This window comes from Moorella mulderi DSM 14980 (assembly GCF_001594015.1).
Taxonomy (GTDB): Bacteria; Bacillota; DSM-521; order Neomoorellales; family Neomoorellaceae; genus Neomoorella; species Neomoorella mulderi.
Genome location: NZ_LTBC01000003.1, coordinates 145,296 through 167,908 on the forward strand (window position 1 = coordinate 145,296; position 22,613 = coordinate 167,908).

The 22,613-nt window shown below is 56.4% G+C and carries 21 protein-coding genes and 1 pseudogene; 1 reads left to right on the top strand and 21 read right to left on the bottom strand.

All coding sequences use genetic code 11. The features are described 5' to 3' along the window. From MOMUL_RS05865 to MOMUL_RS05905, 9 genes are all read right to left on the bottom strand, one after another. A complete protein-coding gene (locus MOMUL_RS05865; RefSeq protein WP_062283363.1) occupies positions 1 to 2,124 on the bottom strand; it encodes a stage V sporulation protein D in 2,124 nt (707 codons plus the stop codon). A gap of 84 nt (positions 2,125 to 2,208) precedes the next feature. Further along, a complete protein-coding gene (ftsL, locus tag MOMUL_RS05870) occupies positions 2,209 to 2,730 on the bottom strand; it encodes a cell division protein FtsL (protein WP_062282778.1) in 522 nt (173 codons plus the stop codon). A 3-nt stretch (positions 2,731 to 2,733) separates the two neighbouring features. After that, a complete protein-coding gene (gene rsmH / locus MOMUL_RS05875) occupies positions 2,734 to 3,690 on the bottom strand; it encodes a 16S rRNA (cytosine(1402)-N(4))-methyltransferase RsmH (RefSeq protein ID WP_062282780.1) in 957 nt (318 codons plus the stop codon). A gap of 11 nt (positions 3,691 to 3,701) precedes the next feature. Next, the gene (gene mraZ / locus MOMUL_RS05880; RefSeq protein ID WP_054938371.1) at positions 3,702 to 4,133 is read right to left on the bottom strand and encodes a division/cell wall cluster transcriptional repressor MraZ; all 432 of its coding nucleotides are present in this window, start codon (positions 4,131 to 4,133) and stop codon (positions 3,702 to 3,704) included. Between the two features lie 202 nt (positions 4,134 to 4,335). Next, complete coding sequence (locus MOMUL_RS05885; protein ID WP_062282782.1) at positions 4,336 to 5,400, bottom strand: uroporphyrinogen decarboxylase/cobalamine-independent methonine synthase family protein; 1,065 nt, start codon at positions 5,398 to 5,400, stop codon at positions 4,336 to 4,338. A gap of 65 nt (positions 5,401 to 5,465) precedes the next feature. Next, the gene (gene thiS / locus MOMUL_RS05890) at positions 5,466 to 5,666 is read right to left on the bottom strand and encodes a sulfur carrier protein ThiS (protein ID WP_062282785.1); all 201 of its coding nucleotides are present in this window, start codon (positions 5,664 to 5,666) and stop codon (positions 5,466 to 5,468) included. A 75-nt stretch (positions 5,667 to 5,741) separates the two neighbouring features. After that, positions 5,742 to 7,001, bottom strand: coding sequence for a nickel-dependent malate racemase, LarAH5 family (larAH5, locus tag MOMUL_RS05895; RefSeq protein WP_062282787.1), 1,260 nt, complete (start codon positions 6,999 to 7,001; stop codon positions 5,742 to 5,744). Positions 7,002 to 7,157: 156 nt separating this feature from the next. Next, positions 7,158 to 8,558, bottom strand: a complete 1,401-nt coding sequence (locus MOMUL_RS05900; protein WP_201786472.1) for a tripartite tricarboxylate transporter permease — start codon at positions 8,556 to 8,558, stop codon at positions 7,158 to 7,160. Between the two features lie 566 nt (positions 8,559 to 9,124). Next, a complete protein-coding gene (locus MOMUL_RS05905) occupies positions 9,125 to 10,081 on the bottom strand; it encodes an ROK family protein (protein WP_062282789.1) in 957 nt (318 codons plus the stop codon). Between the two features lie 118 nt (positions 10,082 to 10,199). Between MOMUL_RS05905 and MOMUL_RS05910 the strand changes: the two genes are divergently transcribed. After that, positions 10,200 to 11,531 (top strand): B12-binding domain-containing radical SAM protein, encoded by a 1,332-nt coding sequence (locus tag MOMUL_RS05910; protein WP_062282793.1) that lies wholly within the window; start codon positions 10,200 to 10,202, stop codon positions 11,529 to 11,531. A gap of 112 nt (positions 11,532 to 11,643) precedes the next feature. Here the strand turns inward: MOMUL_RS05910 and MOMUL_RS05915 are convergent, their stop codons facing one another. The 12 genes and pseudogenes from MOMUL_RS05915 to MOMUL_RS05970 form a co-directional block, all read right to left on the bottom strand. After that, positions 11,644 to 12,396: a tetratricopeptide repeat protein gene (locus MOMUL_RS05915; RefSeq protein WP_169802170.1), complete on the bottom strand. Its 753-nt coding sequence runs from the start codon at positions 12,394 to 12,396 to the stop codon at positions 11,644 to 11,646. A 121-nt stretch (positions 12,397 to 12,517) separates the two neighbouring features. Next, a complete protein-coding gene (locus MOMUL_RS05920) occupies positions 12,518 to 12,775 on the bottom strand; it encodes an FmdB family zinc ribbon protein (protein WP_236713010.1) in 258 nt (85 codons plus the stop codon). Next, the gene (locus tag MOMUL_RS05925; RefSeq protein WP_062282801.1) at positions 12,756 to 14,573 is read right to left on the bottom strand and encodes a sensor histidine kinase; all 1,818 of its coding nucleotides are present in this window, start codon (positions 14,571 to 14,573) and stop codon (positions 12,756 to 12,758) included. The genes MOMUL_RS05920 and MOMUL_RS05925 overlap by 20 nt, the downstream gene beginning before the upstream one ends. Then, complete coding sequence (locus MOMUL_RS05930) at positions 14,570 to 15,253, bottom strand: response regulator transcription factor (RefSeq protein WP_062282804.1); 684 nt, start codon at positions 15,251 to 15,253, stop codon at positions 14,570 to 14,572. The genes MOMUL_RS05925 and MOMUL_RS05930 overlap by 4 nt, the downstream gene beginning before the upstream one ends. Positions 15,254 to 15,448: 195 nt before the next feature. Then, the gene (locus tag MOMUL_RS17515; RefSeq protein WP_269085190.1) at positions 15,449 to 15,577 is read right to left on the bottom strand and encodes a hypothetical protein; all 129 of its coding nucleotides are present in this window, start codon (positions 15,575 to 15,577) and stop codon (positions 15,449 to 15,451) included. Between the two features lie 128 nt (positions 15,578 to 15,705). Next, the gene (locus MOMUL_RS05935) at positions 15,706 to 16,386 is read right to left on the bottom strand and encodes a Crp/Fnr family transcriptional regulator (protein ID WP_062282807.1); all 681 of its coding nucleotides are present in this window, start codon (positions 16,384 to 16,386) and stop codon (positions 15,706 to 15,708) included. A gap of 21 nt (positions 16,387 to 16,407) precedes the next feature. Continuing rightward, on the bottom strand, positions 16,408 to 18,486 hold the full coding sequence (locus tag MOMUL_RS05940) for a flagellar assembly protein A (protein WP_062282810.1): 2,079 nt from the start codon (positions 18,484 to 18,486) through the stop codon (positions 16,408 to 16,410). 90 nt (positions 18,487 to 18,576) lie between these two features. Beyond that, a complete protein-coding gene (locus tag MOMUL_RS05945) occupies positions 18,577 to 18,972 on the bottom strand; it encodes a Fur family transcriptional regulator (protein WP_084785530.1) in 396 nt (131 codons plus the stop codon). Between the two features lie 74 nt (positions 18,973 to 19,046). Next, entirely contained in the window at positions 19,047 to 19,409 is a 363-nt protein-coding gene (locus MOMUL_RS05950) for a YlbF/YmcA family competence regulator (RefSeq protein WP_062282812.1), read from the bottom strand. Between the two features lie 22 nt (positions 19,410 to 19,431). Beyond that, positions 19,432 to 20,064, bottom strand: a pseudogene (locus MOMUL_RS17265) (LysE family transporter). Between the two features lie 72 nt (positions 20,065 to 20,136). Continuing rightward, positions 20,137 to 21,444 carry an FAD-dependent oxidoreductase gene (locus MOMUL_RS05965; protein ID WP_062282822.1) on the bottom strand — a complete coding sequence of 436 codons (1,308 nt, stop codon included), beginning with the start codon at positions 21,442 to 21,444 and terminating at the stop codon, positions 20,137 to 20,139. Positions 21,445 to 21,537: 93 nt separating this feature from the next. After that, positions 21,538 to 22,545 (bottom strand): sodium:calcium antiporter, encoded by a 1,008-nt coding sequence (locus tag MOMUL_RS05970; protein ID WP_062282825.1) that lies wholly within the window; start codon positions 22,543 to 22,545, stop codon positions 21,538 to 21,540. Positions 22,546 to 22,613 lie beyond the last annotated feature (68 nt).

Below are 22,613 nucleotides of genomic sequence, written 5' to 3' on the forward strand. Positions count from 1 at the left end.
CTACGGCCCCAGTACTTCCAGGGATGGTTCAAAGAACTTAACCTTTACTTTCGTGCCCGGGGAGACCACCGTTCCTGGGGCAGGGTCCTGCCCGGCCGCCTGCCCAGTCCCTTCCGGTACCAGGCCCAGGCCATAGGCCTCGAGGATTTCTGCCGCCTCGCTAACCCGCAGGCCGGCAACATCCGGCACCCGGGGCTTCCCGGGATCGCCCTGGAGATACAGGATCACATGGGTGCCCGCCGGGACGACGGCTCCTCCTTTGGGCACCTGGGCAATTACCTGTCCCCCACTGCCTTCCACCCGGACGGCCAGGCCAGCTTTCTCCAGTTCAGCCCGGGCTGCAGCCAGGTCACGGCCGACGACATTGGGTACGGTAACCGGCGCCGGGGGTTTTTCCAGGTCCTTTTGCTTGCTGTCATACTGGGGCGGTACTTTGAGATAGTGGAGGGCATCGGCCACCACCCGCTGGAAAATGGGGGCGGCCACCGTCCCACCATAATAAGGATATCCTTTGGGTTCATCAATGGTTACCAGGGCCACCAGGCGGGGATCATTTACCGGCGCAAAACCGATAAAGGAAGCCACGTATTTTCCTTCCATGTAGCCGCCGGGACCGGCCTTCTGGGCCGTACCCGTTTTACCGCCCACCCGGTAGCCAGGGATATAGGCATTGCGCCCGGTTCCTTCACTGACAACGGTTTCTAACATTTCACTGAGCAATCTGGCCGTTGCCGGCGAGATGACCCGGCGTACCACTTCAGGCTCGTACTTTTTAATAACATTACCCTTATTGTCCAGGATTTCCTTGACCAGGTGGGGCCGGATCAGCTGGCCGCCGTTGGCCACCGCCGCTACGGCCGTAATTAATTGGATGGGAGTAACGGCAATGCCCTGGCCGATACCAATGGTGGCAATGTTAATGGGCTTCAGTTCATTCTCGGGAATCAATAACCCCGTCCCCTCACCGGTTAAATCAATACCTGTTGGTTCACCGAAACCAAAGGCCTTGATGTAATCATAAAAAAGACCGGCTTTCTTCTCTTCCAGTCGCAGGGCCACCTGGACAAAGACCGGGTTGCAGGAGTTTTTTACCCCTTCTGTAAAGGACTCGCTGCCGTGCCCCCCGGGCAGCCAGCAGTTAATGGTATCCGGCCCCACTTTGATATAGCCAGGATCGTAAAAGCGGTCACCCGGCTTGACGACCCCTTCCTCCAGGGCTGCCGCGGCGGTGATAATCTTAAAGGCCGACCCCGGCTCATAGGCATCCCGGACCAGGGGGTTGCCCCAGAGGGTATTGGGGTATTTACTAAAATTATTCGGGTCAAAGGCCGGCCGGCTGGCCATAGCCAGGATTTCCCCGGTTTTAGGGTCCATAACAATAATATTGGCCTTGCGGGGGCTGGTAGGGCTGGCCATGATTTTATCAAGTTCGCGCTCGGCAATATACTGGATGGTCTGGTCAATGGTAAGAACCAGGCTGTGGCCATTCTGCGGTGGTATATAACGGTGGGTGGCCCGGGGAATTTCATGGCCCAGGGCATCAAATTCCAGGACAATTTTACCCGGTTTCCCGGCCAGTTCCTTATCATACATGGCCTCGAGGCCTTCCAGGCCCTGGTTGTCGATACCGGCAAAACCCAGCACATGGGCCGCGAGTAACCCGTTGGGGTAATAGCGCCGGTTCTCAGGTACCACTTCAATCCCCGGTAATTTCAAGTCTTTAATTTTTTGGGCTTTATCAAATTCCACCTGACGATCAACAAATTCAAAACCCGTGTTGCGGGTTATTTTTTCCAAAATTTTATCCGGAGGCATGTTCAGGATGGCCCCTAATTTGACCGCTATTTCCTCAGCCTTACCCGAATCCTTTATTTCCGGGGGAAAGGCCCCAATATAGTCGGTGGCTATACTAATGGCCAGTTCATGCCGGTTACGGTCGTAAATAACCCCCCGCTGGGCCGCTACCGGCATGACATTGAGACGGTTTTCCAGGGCCTTTTGCTGCAGCTCTCCACCCCGGACAAATTGCAACCATGCCAATCGCAATAAAACCGTTATCAGGCCCAGTGCCAAAATAAAAAAAACAAAAGCTAAACGCTTACGTACGTTGATACTGGTCTGCATGCCCTTCGCCCCTCGCCGGCGGCCCGCCGGTGTAGCCTCGGCCAGTACTAACAACGGCATAAGTTAGTGCTGGCCCCCGGCAAACTAACTGTTGACCCTGGCTACACGTACCGGGTCCAACCAGTTTTGCAGAGCCCGGGAAAGGGATGCCAGCCAGGAATGCTGAACAGGCGCTGTTGTTTCAACCCCTTTCCCGGCCGGTTCTCCTGCCGCCACCTGCAACTGCTGACCCTGCCCGGCCTTCCCCGGCACATAATAAAGCTGCTCGGCCCGGGGTTCCACCATCCCGAGGCGGGTGGTAGCCACTGCAGCTATCCTCTCCGGTGCCTTTAAGCGGGCCACCTCTAATTGTAGCCTTTCATTTTCCCTTTGCATAGTATTTATTTCTTGTTTTAGGGCGTCCAGTTCATATCCTTTTATTACCAACTGTACGGCCAGGTAGGTTTTACCAAAAGCGATGCCAATGGCCAGCAAAACCAGGCCCAGCAAAACAACTTTCTGCCTGGCCCTGTTTTGGGCCCGCGGCCGGGGCGTTTTTCTTCCCGCTAACCGCTTATGTACCAGGTTTGTTTCATAGGCAAGTTCCTGTGGTGGTGCTGCTAACATAGCTTATTCACCATCCTTTTCCTTTAGAACCCTCCGGGCTACCCGGAGCTTCGCGCTGCGGGCCCTGGGATTGGCGGCGATTTCTGTCGCCGCTGGGGTTACCGGTTTGCGCGTAACCGGTTCTAAAACCCGCCTCCTGCCACAGATACAAACCGGCAATCCCGGCAGGCAGGTGCACTGGCCGCTTAGACGCTGGAAGGTTCTTTTCACAATCCTGTCTTCCAGGGAATGAAAGGATATAACCCCCACCCGGCCGCCTGGATTTAAAACCTGCTCCAGCTGTTCCATGGCCGCCTGGAGGGCATCTAATTCGCCATTTATGGCAATCCGGAGGGCTTGGAAGGTCCGTTTGGCGGGATGATGTCCGGACCTCCTCGCCCCGGCCGGAATTGCTGCCTTGATAATGTCTACCAGCTGGGTGGTAGTGGTAATGGGTGCTTTTTTCCGGGCGGCTGCGATAAAGGCGGCTATACGCCTGGCCCAGCGCTCTTCACCGTACTCCCAGATGATTTGGGCCAGCTTGCTTTCAGGCCAGGTATTGACGATTGTCGCCGCCGTTAATTCCTGCTCCCGGCCCATGCGCATATCCAGGGGGGCTTCAGCCTGATAGCTGAAACCGCGCTCCGGGTTGTCCAGTTGATAGGAGGATACCCCCAGGTCAAAGAGGAGGCCGTCGACGGCCCTGAACCCCCTGCTTTGTAAAACCCGGACCAGGTCCTTGAAATTGGCCTGGATCAGTTCTACGGCTGCCCCAAAGGGTGCCAGGCTCTCCCTGGCAGCGTTAATGGCCTCGGCATCGCGGTCCAGGCCGATTAAGCGCCCGCCGGGAAGCAGGCGGGGTAAAATGGCGGCGCTATGACCACCGCCGCCAACGGTGGCATCGACAAAGATCTCCCCAGGCTGCGGGTCAAGGAAGTGTAAAACTTCAGCCAGCAACACCGGCCGGTGAGCATAGGGCAAGGCTGCCACCTCTAAATATCAAAGTCGACAATTTTCTCGGCCAGGGACTCGTACTGGGCCGCCGTTTCCTGGCAGTACTGCTCCCAAAGGGTGCGGCTCCAGATTTCTACCCGTGTGGAAACACCCACAATGACCACTTCTTTTTCCAGGCGGGCGTATTCCCGTAAATTCCCCGGCAGCAGTATTCTCCCCTGGCGGTCCAGCTCACATTCTGTGGCCCCGGAAAAGAAAAAACGGACAAAGGCCCGGGCATCGGCCCGCGTAAAGGGCAGGCTGCGCAATTTCTGTTCCATTTCCGCCCAGCCGCTCATGGGGTAGACAAAAAGACAGTTATCCAGGCCCTTGGTGATAACAAACTTTTCTCCCAGTTCCTCACGAAACCTGGCCGGGATAATCAGCCGTCCTTTATCATCAATGGTATGCTGGTACTCCCCCATGAACATGGGCCTGTATCCCACTTTCCTACCACTTCATGCCACTATGCCCCACTTTACACCACATAATATTCGCCGCCAGGATAAGAATTCCTGCTTCAGAAAAAGAAAAACCCTCCAAAATGGAGAGTTTTTTCTACTATAGAACATATTTTCGCCGTTTTTCGGGAGAAAGCTTTCTTTTAGTGGCTCCATAGCCCGCAGGGAACCATCAGGCCATAAGTTCTGCCACCCCGGATGTTAACTTGTAGATGTGTTCCGCCAGGTCTGCATCCAGGACGCCGGTACCGCAGGCCGGGGTCACCAGGGCCTGGCGGTAAAGGCGCTCCCGGTCCACACCCCTCCGGGCCAGCTCCTCGATTTCACCCTTCAGCCTGGCAGCCAGGCTGGCTGCCGTTTCCTGCCAGGCCTGCTCATAGGTAGGTACAATCCCCCAGGCCAGCACACCGTCCCGGTCCAGGAAGGCGGCCACGTCGGGAGCAAAAACCTGCAGGGAGGTAAAGTAATTATAGGCGTCAAAGCTTAAAATCTGGTAGCCGGCCTCAAAAAAGAGGGGCCATTCCACTCCGCTGCAGGAGTGGGCCCCGGGCAGGCCACCCCCGGCCCTGATCCCCTCCACCACCCCGGCCAAGGCCTCTACCAGGTCATCCCGCTGCAGAGCTACGTGGGTGGAAGTACCGTAGGCGGCCAGGGCCGGGTCATCGACGAATACCAGCACCGGCAGCCCGAAACGTCCCAGCTCCCGCGCCTGCCAGCAGGCCTGCATGGCAGTAGTCTTTACGATGAGATCCCTTAGCTGGGGGTCATAAAAGGCGCTGCGCCCGGAGCTGCTGCATAAATAAAGGCCGGCGGTAAGGGGGCCGGCTACCTGGCCCTTGAGAAACCTGGCTCTACCGGGACCATCCTTTTCCAGGTATTCCACCAGGGCATAAAAACCGGTTCCGGCTTCCCGGGGAATGGCAAAGGCCGCCAGGGCTTCTTCGCTACCAGCCTCGGCCTCCAGGTAAAGGCTGTAAAAGGCCGTAAGCTTAGCGGCCCACTCCGGGCTGGCATCGGTAAATACCGGCATTTCCCCCGGCTGGTCTTTAATCAATCCCAGGCGCACCAGGGGGGATAAGCTCTGGTAAACGAAATGCTCCTGGTGCCCCCGCCGGGGTAACTGGGGCCAGTGGGGTACCAGGGGCATATGCTTAAAGATGAGGCCCAGGGCCGGCCCGGGCTCCCGATAGGGCAGGCTGCCTATGCCAGCCGCCCAGAAGTTACCAGGTAAAGGCATGTGGATTCTCCTTTTTCTCATAAGGTACTTCCAGGTTAATTCGCCACCGGACGGCCTTTTCCTCCTTAACCGCCCTCCATTGAATTGATAACCTCCACCCTGTCACCCTCCCGGAGGCGGTAATCCCAATCCTGCCGCGGTAACAGCTTATCGTTGACCGCTACGGTAGCGATGGGAGTCAGCAGGCCTTCCTGGGCCAGCAAATCGGCTACGGTAGTACCCCCGGCAACCTGTAGCTGTTTGCCGTTTAAGTATACCTGTATCATGGGCCACCCCCCATGGGATTTTCAACTATACTACGCCCTTTCATGGAGTACGGATTGTTTCCTCTCTCTCACTTCTCAAAATACTGGTATCGTCGAATTGGCCTTGGGCAGTACGGTAGCTACCCTGGCTCCTGGAAGCTCCTGCAGGGCCAGGTCAATGGCCGCCTGGAGGTCCGGCGCTTTGCGGACCATCATTACCCGGGCCAGCTCGCCGTCTACCCCGCTACTTACCAGAATTACCTGGGCATGGACCAGGGAGCGGCACCAGAGAAAGGCTTTATGGAACCCCATCTGGAATTCCCGGCTGCGGAAGGATTCCATTACTTCTGCTGGCGTGTTACCGGCCCGCATGCCGGCAATAAAGCGTTCTTCCCCGGCTCCTTCCCGGCACTCGGCGCAGAGGATAATTATCCCTCCCTTTTTTACCACCGGTGTGGCGTGATAGAGGCCCTTCTGGGCCTGATAGAGGTTGATATCCTTGGGATAGCCGCCGGGGGAAACAATGGCCAGGTCCGCCGTTTCCGGCACGGGCACCTCGCTGACTTCACGGGCCACGGCCACCCCGGCCCGGTGGGCTTCCAGGTAATGGCCGGCCACAGCGCGGACAATTTCTTTATGGTTGTTCAAGACCACGTTAACGATCAGGTCGATACCAACCAGGCCGCCGATTTCATCAATATCCTCCCGGGCCGGGTTGCCCTCCACCCGCCCCAGGGAAGCTTCCGGTTCCACCAGGTGGGCATGGTTGGCGCGGATGGTAGCCTCCCCCCCGCAGCCGATGACCAGGGACTTGGCGCCGGCGCTGTACCCGACGATCTGGTGGGGGTCAATCATACCTGTGAGGATGCGGCCGTCGGCCTCCAGGTAGTGACGGTTGAGCCAGATGGGCGTCCCCCGGGAGGAAACACCTACCTGCTGCAGGATCCCCGGGGCATAGGCGTCATGGCTGATCACCTTGATCCTGGCCGCCACTTCGGGACCGACAATCAGGGGGAATTCTTCCGGCGGCGCCGGCCGGTGCAGGCCGGCGCCCACCATGATGGTAATCTGATCGTCGCTGATACCGGTGGCGTTCAGTTTTTCCACCAGGACCGGTAAAATGACGGCATTGGGTACCGGCCGGGTCAGGTCGCTGACGACAATAACTACTTTTTGGGCGCCGCGTAGCTCTTCTACTCCCCGGTTACCTATAGGATTCTCTAAGGCTCGGCGGACCTCGGCAGTGGCATCGGCTACCCCGGCCACCTCCCGGGGAGCTACTTCGTGTACCCGCAAGCCCGCCGGCAGTTCGCCGGTCTGGTACCCTTCCCCATAAGGGACTTTAACTTTAGTCAATTTCGACCCCCCTACTTCAGGCCATAATGGGCGCAGTCTTCTTAAGCCCGATCAACAATCAGGGAAGCCCGTAGTAAGGCTTCCCTTCATCAATTAGATACAAGACTAATTAATAAAGAGGGATTTAACTTTAGTTTGTGGTTTTCCCTTGCCTTTTTAATCGCTATCATCAGCCGCCAGTTCCGCCCCCCGTCCGCTGAACTGCAGCCACAGGCCCCAGGCAATCATGACCACGGCCAGGAGCATAAAGACAGCAGCAATGGGCCTGGTGAAGAAAATCAGGGGCGAACCATTGGAAAGAACCAGGGACTGTTTTAAGGAAGTCTCCAGCATCTGGGCCAGGACGGTGGCCAAGACCATGGGCGCCAGGGGAAAGCCCAGTTTGCGCATTAAATAGCCCAGGACACCGAAAATAAGGGCCACCCAAACGTCAAACATCAGGAAACGGACGCTGTAGGCACCGATAATCGAGAACAGGATAATCATGGGTCCTAAAATGGGAAAGGGAATGAGGGCTATCCGCGCCCACAACCCCACCAGGGGCAGGTTTAAAACCAGCAAGATAACATTGCCCAGGTACATGCTGGCGATGACCGCCCACACCAAGTCCGGATTTTCTTTGAAGAGCATGGGTCCTGGTTGTAAGCCGTACATCATAAACCCGCCCAGGAGGACGGCCAGGGCCGGCCCGGAAGGAATACCAAAGGAGAATAAAGGTACAAAACCGCCGCTGCAGGTAGCATTATTGGCTCCTTCCGCCGCCGCCACCCCTTCTATGGCGCCATGGCCGAAAAGGTGAGGTCGTTTGGAAACCTTTTTTTCGGCATCATAAGCTATAAAGGTAGTTACCGCCGGGCTGCATCCCGGCAAGAGCCCCAGGAAAAAGCCGATTACCGAAGAACGCAGCATGGCGCCCCAGCTCTGTTTTAAGTCTTCCTTCGTCGGCAGCCAGTCACGAATTTTATTTTCATAAATCGAGGCTACCGCCCGTTCCACATTAACCAGGACCTCCCCTATGGCAAAGAGGCCGATGATGACGCTGATGAAGTTAACTCCCGCCATAAGGGATACCGTGCCAAAGGTCAGGCGGGCTTCCCCTGTAAGGGGATCCAGGCCAATCATGGCCACCAGCAGGCCCAGGGCCGTAGCAATGAGCCCCTTTAGCAAAGCCCGCCCCGAAAGGCTGATTACCAGGCTGAGGGCCATAAACATCAAGGCGAAATACTCCGGTGGCCCAAAAGCCAGGGCCACATTGGCCAGGAGAGGGGCAAAGAAGGTCAGTCCCACCAGGCTTAAGGTCCCGGCCACAAAGGAAGCTATAGCCGCAACACCTAAGGCCGGCCCGCCCCGGCCCTGCCGGGCCAGCTGGTAGCCGTCCATGGCCGTTGGCACCGAAGAGGCTTCTCCGGGAATATTAACGACAATGGCCGTCGTTGAACCCCCGTACATGGCCCCGTAATAAATGGCCGCCATCATGATGATGGCCGGAATGGGCGGTAAGACCGTCGTCAAGGGTAAAAGGATGGCGATGGCTAAAGTAGGGCCGATATGCCGCACCCGCTTAGCAGTAAAAAGGTGCTGGCAGATAATAAGGTTAACAAGGCTGCGAGGTAACAGACTTTCCTGCGCATAATTCCCATTCCTCCCTTGAAATTTTTGTAATTTGGCCTTCCCTAAAACTCCGTCCCCCCTTTCATATGTGCGTTCAACTCTTTAAATGAGAACCTGAAAACGCACTGCCAAAATTTCTTTCAACCATATAGCCCCATAATCTTTCTCTCACCCCCTGATGGACTTTAATCAGCTGCAACTATGTGAAAGAATTCCCTAACCTGCATATACTAGATTACCTCCTGCCTGTAATTACTAAAAAATTGTATGCTTTTTAATCCAGAAAAAGACGTATAATCATTAGTCCCTATTTCCACCTGTACTTTACCCTTACCGTACTCCCTCAATCTATACTCCCGCCTCTATTCTGACGTCTGTGGTCTTACCATTTGTTATTTAATTCTACACGGAGAAACAAAATCCTCCCTGACCATATTAAATTTTTAGCCAGGATAACAAGAATGCTGTATACAAAATACCCCAGCCAAAAACAGCCAGGGCAAGCTTTAAATTTAGAAGGATTCTCGATGTTCCAGTAGCTCCAGGGCCAGGCGAGCGGCGCCAATGATCCCCGCCTCATTGCCCAGCCTGGCCGCCAGGACCGGTAAGGGTTTAATCTGCCAGGCTCCTAAGCTTTCAGCCAGGTATTTACGAATGGGCGCTAAGATCACTTCTCCAGCCTGGGCCGGCCCGCCGCCGATAATAATGGCTTCCGGTCCCACTAATAAGACGGCATTGGCCAGGGCCATACCCAGGTAACTGGCAGCAAAGTCTACAACCCGGGTGGCTAGTTCGTCGCCAGCGGCGGCAGCCGTTAAGATTTCCCTGGCCCCTAGATCAGGGCCGTCCTGCAGCCGGGACGATTGACCGGCAGCCAGGTATTCCCGGAACCGCCGCACCATGGCCGTCGCTGAGGCCAGGGTTTCCAGGCAGCCCCGGCCACCGCAGTGACACTGGGGGCCTTCGCGCACCATTTTAACGTGCCCCATCTCGGCGCCGTAACCAAAGACGCCGCGCCGGATGTGCCCGTCAATAATCAACCCCGAACCGATGCCGGTGCCGATGGTCACCATGAGCAAGGAATTAAAACCCTGCCCGGCTCCCTGCCACATCTCCCCTAGGGCAGCCACGTGGGCATCATTGTCAACGGCTACCGGTAAATTTAACCGGGCAGCCAGTTCGGCCCGGAGGGGATAATCGCGCCAGAACAGGTTGGGGGCCAGGTGGACCAGCCCTTTTTCCACCTCCACCGAGCCGGGTATACCGATACCTGCCCCCTTTATATCCTGCATTGCCAGCCCCTGCCCGCGGGCAAGATCACCGGCCAGGGTTGCGATGCGTTCCAGAACTGCCCCTGCTCCCTCAGCAGCGCCGGTTGGCACCTGCCCCTTAACCAGGAGCCGTCCTTTTATATCCACCAGCCCGGCCTTTATAGTTGTACCACCGAGATCAATACCCAAAAGACACAACTTTACCCTTCCCTTCCATTAAATGCAGGATTTCGACACCAAAAAGAGAACGATATACATGAATCTTTCCCGTGATGGCCATATTATTGCTAAAAACCTTTGCTGGAGGTAAATTAAAATGAAAATTGCTTTAATCGCCCCGGCCTGGCATGACCCCCTCTGGGAAAGCGAAAAGGAAAAGTCCATTTTCCCGCCCCTAAATTTAATCACCCTGGCGGCCCTGACGCCACCCAAGCACGAGTTGACTATCCTGGATGAAAGTTTAACCGATCTCGACTTCGATGCAAAGTACGATCTGGTCGGTATTTCCGCCATGACGGCCCTGGCTCCCCGGGCCTATGAAATTGCCGACGGCTTCAGGAAAAATGGCGCCAGGGTAGTCCTGGGCGGCATGCACCCTTCGGCCCTGCCGGAAGAAGCCGGTGCCCATGCCGACGCGGTAGTCATCGGCGAAGCCGAAGGCTCCTGGCAACGGCTCCTCGCCGACCTGGAAGACGGCAAGCTACAGCCCATTTACCGGCAGCATGAACGCCCTTCACTGGAACATATGGTTCACCCGCGGCGGGACCTTTTACTCCGCGACCGCTACCTGGTACCTGAAACAGTCCAGACGACCCGCGGCTGCCCCTTTGCCTGCTCTTTCTGCACCGTCAGCCAGTTCTTCGGCAAAAGCTTCCGCTTCCGGCCGGTGGAGGAGGTAATCCACGAAGTCGCAGGGCTGGAAGGCGAAGTAATCGCCTTTATCGATGATAATATCGTCGGCCATCCCGGCTATGCCCGCCGCCTTTTCACTGAACTGGCCCGGTTGCCTAAGAAAATAAAATGGTTCAGCCAGGGTTCCCTGAATATCGCCCGGGACGAAGAACTGCTGCAACTGGCTGCAGCTAGCGGCTGCATCGGCCTCTTCATCGGTTTTGAATCCCTCTCCCCTGGTAACCTGAAGGCCGTAGGTAAAGCCGTCAACCGGGTAGAAGAATACCGGGAGGCCATCAAAAAGATCCACGAACACGGCATTGCCATTGAGGGTGCCTTTGTCTTTGGCCTGGATGAAGACGATGAAAGCGTCTTTGAACGGACCGTTAAATTTGCCCAGGAAAACCGCCTGGAAGCGGCTCAGTTTGGCATCCTGACCCCCTTCCCGGGAACGCCCTTAAGGGAGGCTATGGAGCGGGAAGGGCGCATCACCTGCAATGATTGGAGCGAGTACACCATCAGCAAGGTTGTCTTTGAGCCTAAAAACATGAGCGCTAAAACCCTGCAGGAAGGCTTTAACTGGGCCTGGCAGGAATTTTACTCCCTGGGTTCCATCTCCCGCCGCCTGGGACTGGCCAAAAAGCACGCCGCCATTCTCTGGGCCCTGAATTTAAATATTCGCAAGCGCTTTAACCATTTTCTTGAAAGACTCCGCTCCGGTAGCTTTACTGTGCCGCGGCCTTCCCTGGCTAAGTAGTAAAAAGCCGGTTGATAGACCGGCTTTATGCTAAAATACCTGCATCAGGTCAATTGTTACAAAACCAGCCTGCGGCTGGTTTTTGTATGTCGGTTTTACCTGAAACCTGTCCTTACTTTTCGCTGCCCTGTTCACCAGGGGCCTGGTTCTGGCTCGTACCAGGCTCGTTCGCCTTTTGTTTGGCCTCCTCGGCCTGCTTGATCATTTCCTGGACCTGGTCGGCCAGGTCCTTATCCGGGTTATGCTTTAAAATTTCCTGCCACTGGTCAATAGCGCCCTGCAAGTCGCCTTTCATGGACGCCAGGTACATACCGTAGGTCATACGGGCATTATTATCCCCCGGGTCGGCCTTAATGGCCGCCTGGAAGTTCTCTTCTGCCAGCTTGTCATCACCAGCGTACAGGGCCGCTCCGGCCAGGCGCAAATTGACACCCTTCTCTTGGGGATTAAGTTTAAGCACCTGCTGGTAACTGGCTACGGCCGCCTTGAAACTTTCGATAGCCTTATCCTGGTCGCCGTTCGCAAAGAGATAGAGTGTCCCCAGGTTATACTGGTTATCACCGAGTTTCAGAATTGTGGCCACATCGTTGGGGTTGGCCTGCAGTTCTTTTTGTAAATCGCTGATTTCCGTTTCTAGTTTGCCGATTTGCTCCTGCGCCATCTTCTGCATGGCCTCAGCCTGCTGCTGGGCCGCATCCGCTGCCGGCGCCTGGGCCTCCGGTGGGACCACCGGCGCCTTCGGCGAAGCAAATATGGCATAACTGCCGATTAACCCGATACTCAAGACCACCACAAATAAAATTCCCAGGACCGGCCGCTTTTTGCTCAGCCGGCGCAGGGAAGTCATCATACCCATCTTGTCCACCCCTCTCTGCCCCATCATAACTTAACTACGTGGTGAGTGTCAATCAAAAATATAAGCCCTGGATTCCCAGGGCATGCTAACCTTTTCTTTTAGGGCCGACGGCCCGTTACCTTTAACCCCCTCAGCTGAAGCGGCTACCGGCCGGCGCCGCGCAGCTGCCGCCACTGCTGCTGCCGCCCAGGATGGTAATCCCGGTAAAGAGCTGCTGTAACTTCTGGCTGCCGCAGGCGGGGCAGGTAGCTTTATCTCTTTCTTTCCAGGACATCTTAACGGTAAAACGTTCACCGCACTCCTGGCAGCGGAAATCATAGGTTGGCACTTCGTTCACCCCCACTATTTTTACCGTAACTATTTTACTATCAGCTATTTTCGCTGTCAATATGCAGGGGCAGATAGAAACTGAAGGTACTCCCCTCACCCAGCTGGCTTTCTACCTCCACCCGGCCGCCGTGGGCTTCCACCAGGCTTTTTACTATGGCCAGGCCCAGGCCGCTGCCCCCATCCCGGCGGGAACGGGACTTGTCCACCTTGTAAAAACGTTCCCAGATATAAGGTAGGTCTTCCGGAGGAATGCCGCTGCCTGTGTCAGCCACGCTGACCTTAATTTCATTGCCGGCCCGGCCGGCTGTTATCCTGATCCTGCCCCCCGGTGGCGTATGGTGCCGGGCGTTGTCCAGGAGATTGGCCATGATTTGCTCCACGCGCCCGGCGTCGGCCCGGACCCCCGGTAAAGAAGGCGGTATTTCTACTGCCAGTTCTAGCTTGTGCTCCGCCAGCAAGGGCCGGTATTTCCGGGCCACCCCGGCCAGCAATTCCCCGATATCGACATCGGCTATTTCCAGGGATAACTGGCCGGCCGCCATTTTATTCAAATCAAAAAGGTCGTCCACCAGGCGCCGCAAGCGGCCGGCTTCGGCCAGGATAATATTGGTATATTCCTGGCGCTCCTTTTCCCCGGCGGCCAGGCCGTCCGCCAGGGCCTCGGCATAACCCTGGATAAAGCTTAAGGGCGTCCGCAGGTCGTGGGACACGCTAGCCAGGAATTCCCGGCGCAGTTGCTCCAGTTGTTTTTGGGCGGTTATATCCTGGATAATGGCCACGGCCGCCTGTCTACCCGGCTCCTCCCCCTGCAGGGGCGCGGCCCGGACGGCAAAGATTTGCTGCCGCCACCTGATTTCTCCGGCAGCACCTTCGCCCTCTGCGGCTGCCCGGAAGGGTGCCAGCAGTTCTACCGGCAAAACCGACCCCGGTGGCAGGGACAGCCCCAGGAGCTTTTCCGCCTGGGGATTGGCAAAAAGAACCCGCCCGTCAGGTGCAAAGGCCAGGACGCCGTCAGTCATCCCCCTGACCACCCGGTCGAGCTTTTCCTTTTCCCGGGACAGGGCGGCTACGGTCCGGGCCAGTTCCCCGGCCAGAAAATTAAAGCTGCCGGCCAGCTGGCCCAGTTCATCCCCGGCAGTTACCGGTACCCGCACGCTAAAGTCACCCCGCGCCATTTGCCGCGCCGCCAGGCTCATCTGCTTCAAGGACCTGGTTACCCGGCGGGCGGCAAAAAAGGCCAGCAAGGTGGCCAGCAGTACCGCCCCCACGCCGGAATAAAGGATCAGGCGGTCTACTGCCGCTATGGCTGCACTCAAAGAAGCCTCAGGGGCAAACAGGATAACCGCCCCGTTAACACCCCCGGCGTCCTTTATCGGCACGGCCACGACCAGCATCCTGGTATTAAAGATGTCCTGGTAACCCCTCTTGATGACCGTATTCCCGGCCAGCACCTGCCGGATTTCGTCGCCGTCCAGGTGCATGCCGGCTGCCGGCCAGTCGCCGTGCTGGCGCAGGCCATGACTCCAGCCAGGGCCCATCCTCATACTCATACCCATACCCATGCCTGTCCCGGCATCACTGCTGCAGGAAATTACCAGGCCCTGGCGGTCAATGATCATCACCCCGGTGCCGGCTGCTTTGCTGAGGACCTCCGCCTGGCCGGACAGGTTGCCGGCATCAGCACCGGCCAGGCTCTGGGCCAGCTTCTCTCCTGTAGCCAGCATATCTTCCACCTGCTGCCGGTAATAGTAATTACCCAGCAACTGGTGCAGGGATAGGCCAATGGCCAGCAGGCTGACCACCACCAGAGAAACCAGAAGCAACCACAGCTTGGTAGTAATACTTTTGTTGATCATGGCCCCACCTCAAACTTGTAACCTACACCCCAGACCGTGGTGATAAACCCGCGCTCCCGGCCCAGTTTTTCCCGCAAATTTTTGATATGGGTATCTACCGTCCGCAGGTCGCCGTAAAAATCATAACCCCAGACCTTTTCCAGGATCTTTTCCCGGCTCATGACCTGGCCGGGATGCCGGGCCAGGAAAAGGAGGAGGTCAAATTCCTTGGGCGTCAGGTTGTTTACCGCCCGCCCGTCGACCTTAACCTCCCGGCCGGCAATATCAATGCTGAGGCCGGGAAATTGCAACTCCTCTCCCCGCTGCAGGCCGGCCCCGGCCCGGCGCAACAGGGCCTTCACCCGGGCCACCAGTTCCCGGGGACTGAAGGGCTTTATCACATAGTCGTCTGCCCCCAGCTCAAAACCCAGTAAACGATCCATTTCTTCTCCCCGGGCCGTCAGCATGATAATGGGCAGGTCCATCTTCTGGCGTACTGCCCGGCAGACACTCCACCCATCGCCGTCGGGCATCATCAAGTCCAGGATAAGGAGATCGTATTTGTCCTGCTGGAGTTTCTCCATGGCCTGGCGACCGGTAGCCGCCTCGGCAACAACCATACCTTCCTTTTCTAAATACAAGCGCACCAGCTGCCGGAGGCCCGCTTCGTCATCGGCTACCAGGATGCGCAATTTTTCCATCTTTATATACCCCCTTGGTGTATATCTTAAGGATAAAACCTGTTTCCCTACCCTGTCAACCGCCAGTAAAATACCCCTCTCCTACCGGATATCATGATAACATCCCGGCAGTGAAAGGGGTAGACACGAAAAACCCTGCGGGTTTTAAGCCCTTGTTTGGGGATCGCCGCAGGGTTAAAGCAAATGTATTATCCCTTACACGGTAGCAGAGTGATCCTCGCCCTTTTCCCGTGGTTCTTCCACTTTAATACCCAGCCATTGCAGGCGGTCTACCCAGTCCTGGTTGGATTCCGGCCTGCCGGGTGCTGATTGCCGGCCATCCATTCTGTTTAACCCTCCTTAACCTTTAGCTTTTGTTATTATTTTATAATACCTTTATTTCTTTTCGCAAGGGCTAAGGATTAAACAGTATTATTTACCTGCTGGAAGGTATAAAATCCCCCATTAGCGGCTTAATCCCAGCCGGCCAGCTTTTGGGGCGACAGGATGGTAATTCGCTGGCGTTCTACTCCCACAGCCCCCAGGCGTTTGAAGTCGCTTAAAATCCGGGCCACTGTTTCCCGGGAAGTACCGATCAGGCTGGCCAGTTCCTGCTGGCTCAAATTGAGGTCGATGGTAACGCCATCTTCCCGGGGCGTCCCGTAATCCCTGGCCAGCTGGAGAAGGGTGCTGGCCAGGCGACCGTAGGCCCCTTTAAGGGCCAGGTCCCGGATATGCTCCTGGGCCTGGCGCAGGCGCCGGCTCATGACTTTAATGATTTTAACGGCCATTTCCCCGTGCCGGCTGAGAAGCCTTTCCATATCGGCGTTGCGAATGATACCCACTTCGGTATCTTCCAGGGTTTCGGCCGTGGCCGGGTAAGGTCCGCCTTCGAATAACACGACTTCAGCAAAGATTTCCCCTTCCTGGACGAAGTGCAGGATCTTTTCGCGGCCGTCCTCCAGCACCTGGAATAATTTGATGGCCCCCTTTTTGACAAAATAGATGGCGTCGCCGGGCTCGCCTTCCATAAAAATATACATATTCTTACGATAGCGGCGCAAGAGGGCCAGGGAAACAATATGCTGTAACTCTTCCGGGCTTAGATCCGCAAATACCGGTACCTGGCGTAAAAACTCCCAATTCTCGGCCATTTACCCGTACCTTCTTTGACATCAAAATATTCCCAGGATCATATCACCCTCACTATTTAAATAGGCCATAACTTGATTTTCTTCATTATCAATCTGGCGGATACGCTTGCCTATTTGCAGGGTGCAGTTCGGCCAGATCTTACTGGCTTTGATTACCCTGCCTTCGGCAACCCGTACCAGGGTTTTAGCACCGCCGCTGGAGCCTATTTCCTTGATATACACATCATCACCGGCATAGATGCTGCCGCCCCGGAAAACGCCCTGGATCTCCACCTTGCCCCCGGTTACAATCTCGGTATTAAAACAGCCGCGGCCGGTAACTTTAACCCACCCACTGGCCTGGAGTTTGCTGTTGAGGGCATAGCTTAAAGTAATATTGCCTCCCTCAGGAGGTATTTCCCGGCAGTAGGCGGCCATCTCCTCGACGGCAGTTGTCATTTTGGCCAGTTTTACCGTATCGAGGCCCTGGAGGGCAGCCGAAGTCCCGAAGGCCTGGGCCAGTTCACGCCCCAGCTGGACTAATTTCTGTTCCTCCGGTCCTCCTTCCACGCCCCGGGTGAGCTGCTCCAACCTGGCTACCAGGGAGGGCAACTTTTTAAACTTATTTTCCACCAGGACACTAATCAGGTAACCGGTGTTCAAGTGGTAGACTGGTCCCTTCTGCCTCCTGGCGCCCTGCTCCAGCTGCCCGGCGGCTGCCTGGAGGAGGGATAATTGCTGGGCCAGGTCGGCTAAGACTGGCTCCGCGCTCTGGTAGATGCTGTTAATACCTCCGGCAACCAGGAGCGAGCCGATGCAGTTATGGCGAATAAAAATGGTTCCCCCCGCGCGAACTGTGGCCTGGGTAACGTCACCACCGATTTCTACATCCTGGCTGGCAACCACCTGCATGGTTTCGGTGACATTGCCGGTAATATTGATACAGCCTTTAAACTTTATGTTACCGGAAGCGAGGTCAACATCTCCCCGGTGTACCAGGACCGGGATAATATCAATTATTACTTTCCCCTTCCGCTGGCTTAACTGGGGACGACCCTCGGCCGTGGCCACACAGCGCTGGCCATCGATAACCTCCGTCCCTTTCCCGGCCACCAGCTCGATATCCTTTGGTTCAGGTGGAGGAATGGCTTTGCCGGTAACCGTCATTCCTGGCTTGCCGGGCTGCGGCGGTATCTTGATGGCCAGGAGGTCACCCACTGCCGCTGAGACCCGTATCACCATCTCCCGGTAGTCCACCCGTTCCTCCTCGCCTACTTCTCTTCTCGCCATTTCACTGGTACTAAAATGATATTCCACCCGGGCATCCTCAGGGGGCTGGGGTGACTGGCCCCGGGCAACGACTATTTCCATCTCCCTGGTCGCCGTACAGGCCTGCTGGATGGCTTCTTCGTCAACACCATAAACAACCTGCTGGCGATTTAATTCGGCCAGGAGTTCCTCCCGGGTAACGGCCGGCAGGGCAATATCTACTGGTTCACCCTTTAATTCCAGGCGGCTGGCCGGGGATTGGTCCTTTAGCTTCCAGGTCCGTTCATAACCAGGTTTAATTGTTAACTTTGCCGTCAGGCCATCGCTGGCTACCGTCAATTTCCACTCGCCATCTTTTTGCTCAACCCTGGGCTTGACGGTAATGGTATCGCCAGCCCGGACGGCAACCTCGCCGGCTATAAGCTGGCCGTTAACATAAAGTTCGAAATGGTCGCCGGGAATAATGGTGGCCGGCGGTTCCCCCCCTCCGATACGAACCTGACCCGCCTCAACCCAGGCATAAGCGGGACGTTCCTCTCCTGCCCGCTCCATTACTGCACCTGTCTCTAAAACCGGCTTCGTTTCCAAAGCGGCCTCTAAATCAGATTCCGTCTCATCTTCCTGCCCGGCTCCCGGTACCCCGGGGTCGTCCCTTGTTTCTCCTGTTGTTGCTTCCCCGGCGGGCCGGGCCACAATTACCGCCGGCCGGCGGCCTATCCCTAAAAAGCCCTGGCTCCCGGCATCGATTATTTCCACCGCTAATTCCTCAGGCAAAACTTCCAGGAGATCTGCCGCCCTGCGGATGGCCTCTTCTACCGTCTTGCCTTCGACCCTTATACATCCGGCCGCCACAACCCCCACCCCTACCCAAATTAATACTTTATATTAATTCTCGGTTAAATGGGGGAATCCTTTAAAAAAAACAGATTTATGCACCTGGCTTTAGTCATTCTTTTGCTGCTGCATTTTTTGCTGCTGGCATTCCGGGCAAATACTGTAAAACTCCAAGCGGTGATAAAGAATTTTACCGCAACCGCTGGCTTCAGCTTCTTTTTCCAGTTCATGGTGCACCGGCATATCCAGGTCGGTAATCCGGCCACACTCCAGGCAGACACAGTGGTAATGATTTTGCGGGTTACCGTCATAGCGGCTGTAGGTGCTGCCGTAATTTAATTCCATAATCTCGCCGGCTTCTTTTAAAACCCCAAGGTTACGGTAAACGGTTCCCAGGCTGATATCGGGTAAAATTTTGCGGGCCTGGGCATAGATCCAATCGGCTGTGGGGTGAGTATTGGTATTGCGCAGGATGTCCAGGATGACCTTTTTCTGTTTGGTCATGCGCTTGCCTGTTGGCCCCATAATCCTCACCAGCTTGTTGGTAACAATTATCACTTCTATTGTAAACTAATATTTTACTTTTTGTCAAACTCCCCACCCATATCTTTTCCCCATTCAGGTATGGCATCAAGTAGTATTTTCTGGATATCGGCCAGCAGCCGGGCCACCCTTTCTTCGGCGGCGAGATAGGCCGTTATGGAGGGATTGAGGCTGATAATGCGGTAACTTTCCTCCACGGCCTGCTTTAAAGCTGGGTCCGGTTCCTTCCCGCTTAAAACGGTCATCTCCAGCTCTAGCTGGCGCCGGCGGAAATCCCGCAGCATGTTAAGGTTGGCGGGATTGCTTTCCAGTTTGGCCCGGGCCAGGCGAAAATCACTATATTCATTACTCCTGCTCAAAGCACGGGCCAGTTCATGGGCGCGATCATAAACTTCCATGAGGGGATCACCTCCCGCTATGTTACAAGCTAATCTGGCCGCGGTAACCGGCCGCAATAAAGAGGACGCCTAAAACCAGCAGGAACAAGCCGCAGGCCACGATTAAATACCGGTAGGCCCGCTGGCTGATAACGCGGCGGCCGGCTGCTACTCCTGCAGTAACTAGGGAGTACCAGCCGAGGTCTGATAAAATATGGCCGCTAAAAAAGAAAGCCACCCCGCCGGCGCCCAGGCGGGCCGCCTGGGCGACAAAAGCGGCGCCGATGGTTGCCCACCAGAGCAACCAGTAAGGGTTGGCCAGGCTGATTAAACCGCCGGCAGTTATTGTACGTAAAGCCGGTCGCGGCGGCAGGGCCGGGAGATTATCTTTATCTCCCGGCAAGGTAAACTGGAGCTAGCCGGCCATGGCGCTGCGGATCATGTCTGTTCCCAGCCATAGCAATACCGCCCCTCCCAGGACGGCTACCACCCGGCTCACAGTGGGATGGGCCAGGAAGCTGCCCAGGCCGAGGAGGAGCAGGAACAGCATGAGTAATTCCAGGAGGCCGTGGCCCAGGACCAGGAGAGGGCCGGCGCCGGCTCCCCGCCGGGTACTTTCTTCGATGGCCAGGGTTAATAACGGTCCCGGCATCAGGGCGCCGGAAAGCCCTACCATAAAGGCGGTAGTGAACAGGGCCAGCAATTCTGCAGTCAAAAGGTTTCTCTCCCCGAAAATAATAATTTAGAGTTAATATTCGGCACCTGGCGCCTTTTTCCTCCCTAACAATGGTACGGAAAAAATCCCGGCCAGGTCGGCCACCCTTTTCCTGATAACCTCCCGGTCGGTGGTGTAGAGCTCTAGGTTTTGCATGCGCTCAAAATAGACGGACCCGGAAAAGGTAAAACGCTGGTAGAGCCCATCGCCCTTATCCACCTGGCGGCTGGCATAGACAATTATATCACCTACAGCCAGGGTAGAAGGCAAAACCAGGAGTTCCCTCCCTGCCAGGAGGCGCACAGCGTTATGACCGGCCAGGGTGCCGGTGACAATCGCCTCGGTATGGCCCACAAAGGGACCAGCCTTTTCCCCGGCACAGAAAACATTGACCAGGCCCCGTACCTGTAAAGTATCGTCCCGGGGTACCATGGCCAAGAAGCGTACCGAATTGCCGGTGCCGCCGGCATAGGGGTCTTCAAAGCGGGCGTTTACCAGGCCGGCTACCCGTCGCAAAGCTTCCAGGGGGAAAAAGGGGGCCATGAGTTTGGCGTGACCGGTATCCAGGAGGATAACGTTAGCCGCATACTCGGGCAGGGCATACTGCTGGCAGGCCTTGCGCTGGAGCAGTTCGCCTTTACCCGGCAGGTCGGATGGCACGGGCAAGACGGCCACTCCCTTTTCCTCCAGTTCGGACACCAGCCAGGGCGCCAGGGAACCTTTATGGAGCTTGCAGGACCCGCTTAAGGCTCCGCGGCCGCCACCCCGCCTCAAGGCCGCGTATTCCTTCACCCCTGCCAGGGCGGCCAGGCCCAGGCGGCCGCCAAAGGTGGGGCAGCGGTAGATGCACATGGCACAGCCATTGCCGTAACGGCGGCAGTTGGCCGGCGGCCCCGCCGTACCGGTAGCGTCGATAAAGGCCTCACCGTGGTAAATCTGGCCCCCTTCGGTATGAACAGCCTGGAGGCTGTTGCCCGCCACCTGGACGGCAGTCACCCGGCTTAAAGTGCGTACCTCAACGCCGGCTTCCTGCAAAGCCTGCCGGACCAGGGGTTCAATGCGGGCCACGTCGTAAAGCCAGGCATGGCGGTGGCCGGCAAAATGTATATTACGGTGCCGGGTAACACTGTCGGTAAGCTGGAACAACCTCCCACCGCCCAGGGCAATCATTTCCTCCGCCGCCGTAAAACGGCCGTTATTGCGCATAATCCCCCCCACCAGGCCGGTACCCAGGAGCATATCCGTTCGCTCCAGGAGGGTTACCTCCGCGCCTGCCTGGCGGGCGGCCAGGGCTGCCGCACAGCCCGCCCAACCACCACCTGCCACGACTACCCGGGGCATGTTAAGGCCACCATCCTTCCTGCTCCAGTATATTAAAAAACCCGGCGCCTGTGCACCGGGTTTTTCCTGCCATGTAAGGATAAAGCAACTCTTTTAGCGGATAAATCCGCCAAAAACTAGGAGGACAAAGATGCCATAGAAAGCGCCGCCACCCACCAAGGTGTAGGGCGTCAGGTATTTCTTGCGGCTGATCTGGAGGAAGACCAGGCCAGCGGAAACAATAGCCAGTATGGCGCTGATTAACGCTCCCTGGGTTAACTCCCAGCTGGTCATGGTGATACCCAACGCCGGGATCACCGAACTCTGGAAGACCATAGCTCCAGTTATATTACCCAGGGCCAGGGTATCCTTGCCGCGGCCCACCCAGATGATGCTGTTAAATTTCTCCGGCAGCTCCGTGGCTATGGGGGCAATAATGAGGGCCAGGACGAAGGGCGGGATACCCATAATCCGTGCCAAGTCTTCCACCCCGTTGACGAAGAGGCGGGCGCCGCCAACAATCATCCCCAGAGCCAGGATAACCTGGGCTAAAATGACCAGTGTAGCAGGCTCGGCCGCCTTCCGGGCCAGGTAAAGGGGGTTCAGTTCCTCCCCCTCTTCCAGTGTATGGCCGTTGGTGACCGTCAGGTAAGCATAGGTAGCATAGGCTATCACCAGCCCAATAGCAATTATTTGCTTCCAGATGTGGGCCCCCAGGAAAGAGGCCAGGACGGCCACGGCATAAACGCAGAGAAAGAAACTTAAATCGCGGCCCATGGTCCTGGTATCCAGGTTCATTTTGGGGAAATTGGGCCGGCGACTGCGATAAGCAATCACGGCAATACCTGTAATGAAGAAGGCCAGGGTACTAAGCATAAAGGGCGCCCCCAGGATGGCACCAATGCCTATCTCTTCCCCGGCATGGCCGCCGCCGCCGAAGAGAATGGCAATAATTGGGATCATCGTTTCCGGTAGGGCGGTACCAACGGCTGCCAGGATGCTCCCCACGGCGCCTTCAGTTAGTTTTAGTTTCTTCCCCAGCCATTCGATACCGTTGGTAAACCCCTCGGCCCCCAGAAGGATAACTCCCAGGCTGATTAAAAGCAAGGCTACATCCAGCATAATTTCTCCCCTTCTCCTATAAATAAATATCTCCTGATTATCCGGTTCCAATGAGGGTAATAAAAAAC